This is a genomic window from Mesorhizobium sp. M4A.F.Ca.ET.090.04.2.1, from assembly GCF_003999085.1.
Taxonomy (GTDB): Bacteria; Pseudomonadota; Alphaproteobacteria; order Rhizobiales; family Rhizobiaceae; genus Mesorhizobium.
In genome coordinates this window covers 1-3,188 of sequence record NZ_RZOT01000628.1, presented here as the reverse complement: position 1 = coordinate 3,188, position 3,188 = coordinate 1, and the positions used below count along the sequence as shown (strand labels likewise).

Here is a 3,188-nt window from a genome sequence, read left to right as displayed (position 1 = left end):
AAGCTCGGACGGATGAGGGGTGTTCCAGCGGAGTGAGGCGCTGGCGACCGTGTCGCGCCTTTCGCCGCCGGCGGAGGTTTACGCCAAGCTGGAACACCCCTCATCCGTCTCTGCGCTGCGCGCCGATCCACCTTCCCCCACAAGGGGGGAAGGGGGAGCTCTACCTATCCACCACCACATGCGGCGCGAATTTGCGGATCGCATCGATCATGTCGTCGCCGCGCACGTCGAGCGAGGAGACCTCCATGTGCACGATGGTCTTGCCGAACGGTAGGATCCGGTTCACCACATTGGCCGGCGCGTATTTGATGGCGTCGGGCGGCTCCTCGGTGAGCTCGAAATTGAGCATGGCCGAACCCTTGCCCGAGGTGAGGCGCACGCTCCGCACCTTCGTCCACGGCACCAGCACGTCGCCGGCGCGGCGGTCTCGAAAACCATGGGAGTCCAGCACGACCTGCACCGAGGTGTCGAAGGCGCCGCGCGCGAGGAAGAAGCCGAGCGCCAGGCAGCCCGCGCTGAGCAGCGCGATGACAAGCACATGCCCGCTTTTCGCCCCGGCCGCGATGCCCTGCACCACGCCGAAAGCGAAGATCGCGCCGATCAGCAGCGGCCCGATCGCCGGCAGGATTTTTCCCGTTGCGCTGTTGTGGAGTTCGAGCGGCGCGGTCATTTTTCCGCCCCTCACCGCTCGGGTTTCAGCAGCGTCCAGATCCAGCCGATGAAGGTGAGGACCAGGAACGGATAGCCGATCGCCGGCAGCGGCGCCGAAGTCGGCAGCAGCGGCGCGCCCCACAGGATCATCAGCGCCGAGACGGTGAACAGCAAGGCGGCGACGAGCCCGGCGAGCCGTGTCCAGAGCGCGAAAGTCGCCGGAGCGCTGACCATGACCAGCCCCGCCGCCCACAGCGCGATGCCGCCGACATAGGAAGGCACGCTGGCCTGCAGCCCCGCCGCGTTGCCGGCCAGAAGCAGGCTTTCGCCGGCGAGGAAGGTCAGGAAGCCGGCCGCGACGAGATCATTGCCGAGCCGCTGGTATTTCATCGTCAGCAGCGCCGCCGCAACGACGACACCCACGCCGTCGATGGTCCACAACGTCTCGCGCAGCGCGTCGCTGGCAACGAAAGTGCCCGCCATGCCCAGCGCGCCGCCGATGGCGAGGCCGATTGCGGCGATGGTGTCCGAGCGCATGTGATGTCTCCCCAAAGCCGGGGAGAGGATACGCCGATGTGGGGGGATGGTGAAGGGACTACATCCGTCGCGCGACGCGAGAGCAATGCTCCTATATGACTCCGCCCGCCGAATAGCTTTTTTCAGACATAATGTACGAATGCGTCTTGGTGAGCTTAGCTTTATCTCCCTCTGCGATTTCCGCACTTCGGAGTACCGACTGCAAAACCAACATCTTCTCGTGTGTGCATTTTAGCGGCACGCTATCGTTTTTTGCGCCAATAACTGACTTGATGCGTTTGTATTTGACCGCTTCTCCTTCCAGCTCTTTATGAAATTCAAGCAGTTCCACCCCACTAGGCAGCAACCGCTCGCCAAGATAGATATAATACTTTGGAAATTCCTCCTTGTTTTCCCTGAGTCGCGGCCACATTCCGGCAACCAATCGAGATAGAGACTCGTCATTCGTCCAAACAAATTCTGTTTCCTCAAGGAACTTAAAAATGGTTTTGGCTAATCCGAACCGAGAAAGAATCCAGATCGCAGCGTAGACCGAGCAGAAATCGTCCTTTGGAAAATAGGTTAGGATCGCCTTCAGTGAACCTGCCTCTGTTCCATCATATTCGATCTTGGCTTCTACGAGGCGTTTTGCAAGAATCAATCGGAAGTAGTCGTCGCAAACCAATCCTCGCTCAAACACGGCCTTAATCCTATCGAAATCGACCTTACGAACACCGCATATCCCTACGTTTCGTGGTGCCGAGTCGCGTAAATTAGGATGGAGTGACATAAAATATTCGAACAGGATATCCGGAATTCTTGCCGAAAACCTATTGTATATACCTATCAGTCTTTTTACTATCTTCTCACCATTTCCCACCTTGAAGTAGCCGCGTTTATATAGTTCCTCGAAAACCTGCGATACCTTTTTAATTTTCGCTTCTATAGACTCGCCCGCCGAGGTCATTGCAAGCAGCCGTGCCTCCAATTGCTCTAAGAAGCGATTGTCCCGCACTCTGAAATGTGAATAGGCCTCTTTGGCAGTCAATATCCGGGTCTTACCGGCATTCAATCTCAGACTGCGTGATTGCAATACCAGATCAGTATCTCGAAGTAACTTCTTCGCGTCTTCGATGGTGTCCACGCCTGCATCGATATCATCCATGAACCGCGCATAATTCTTTTGAGAACGCTGCTCCATAAAGCGATCCAACTCAAATAGGTAGCAGTGAGCAAGCAGCCTTGGTGCGTCGAGATCGATTTGTGGCAAACCTATTTGACGTGGAGGCATGAAATCTGGTCGCCAAGCGAGCGCGGATATTATATGAAGATAGAAATCAAAGAGCGACTCTTGGACCGTCACGAAAGACGTAATCACGTTCCGCAACTGTACAAGATCGATGAAATCGTAGTAATTCGATATATCAGTGACGACTACAAACTTGTTTTCATCACGAAAGTCTAATATTTTTTCTTGAAATTTCTTCCATGATTTGAATGTTCCGTACTCTTGTTCGTCGGTCGGCTTGAAGCTGTGATCTTGCGGCTCAAAAAACGCGTTTTTGGACGGGGACTGTTTCTTGATGTCGCTGTAGAGCCTGTCCGAAAGGCATTGCAGTATGATGGCTGCCTCGACCGAGGTCTGAACCATCAGTCGGCACAATCCGAGAGTTTTTTCGACATGGTAGCGCCGGGGCTGGCTTACACCGAAATTCCCCCTACGGATGGCCGATCGTATTCGCGCAATCACAGCATCGATGCTTGACTGAAGATCGAGATACTCCACAGGGTCCGGGAATACTTGTCTTTTTAGATCGTATCTTGTTTTCTTCCGCCACTTCTCTTCCAGTCGCTTGGCGGTGAGATACCTTAGGATATCTTGAGCTCTCAGGCTGTATTTTGGAGAGTGTTGGGTCACTCAAATTACCCAAGAGAGAAGTCGGCGTATCTAGATTCTACTCTTTAGCCAAAAGCGCAGCCGACGTCTATCTTGTCTCCATTGGCAGAACGCGGCCGCCAAC

3 protein-coding genes are annotated in these 3,188 nt (G+C 54.9%); all 3 read right to left on the bottom strand.

The annotated features are described in order from the left end of the window. Window positions 1–160: 160 nt before the first annotated feature. The 3 genes from EN781_RS29370 to EN781_RS29360 all read right to left on the bottom strand — a co-directional run bounded on the left by EN781_RS29370 (window position 161) and on the right by EN781_RS29360 (window position 3,085). Window positions 161–670, bottom strand: coding sequence for a hypothetical protein (locus EN781_RS29370; protein ID WP_126057239.1), 510 nt, complete (start codon window positions 668–670; stop codon window positions 161–163). An 11-nt stretch (window positions 671–681) separates the two neighbouring features. Beyond that, window positions 682–1,188, bottom strand: coding sequence for a hypothetical protein (locus tag EN781_RS34600; protein WP_189347921.1), 507 nt, complete (start codon window positions 1,186–1,188; stop codon window positions 682–684). A 91-nt stretch (window positions 1,189–1,279) separates the two neighbouring features. Continuing rightward, window positions 1,280–3,085 (bottom strand): RNA-directed DNA polymerase, encoded by a 1,806-nt coding sequence (locus EN781_RS29360; RefSeq protein ID WP_127400586.1) that lies wholly within the window; start codon window positions 3,083–3,085, stop codon window positions 1,280–1,282. Between the last annotated feature and the right edge of the window lie 103 nt (window positions 3,086–3,188).

What these genes read in the sequence shown, in the direction of transcription:
- EN781_RS34600 (WP_189347921.1), bottom strand. Translation starts at nt 1,188, where the DNA reads ATGCGCTCGGACACCATCGCCGCAATCGGCCTCGCCATCGGCGGCGCG.
- EN781_RS29370 (WP_126057239.1), bottom strand. Translation starts at nt 670, where the DNA reads ATGACCGCGCCGCTCGAACTCCACAACAGCGCAACGGGAAAAATCCTG.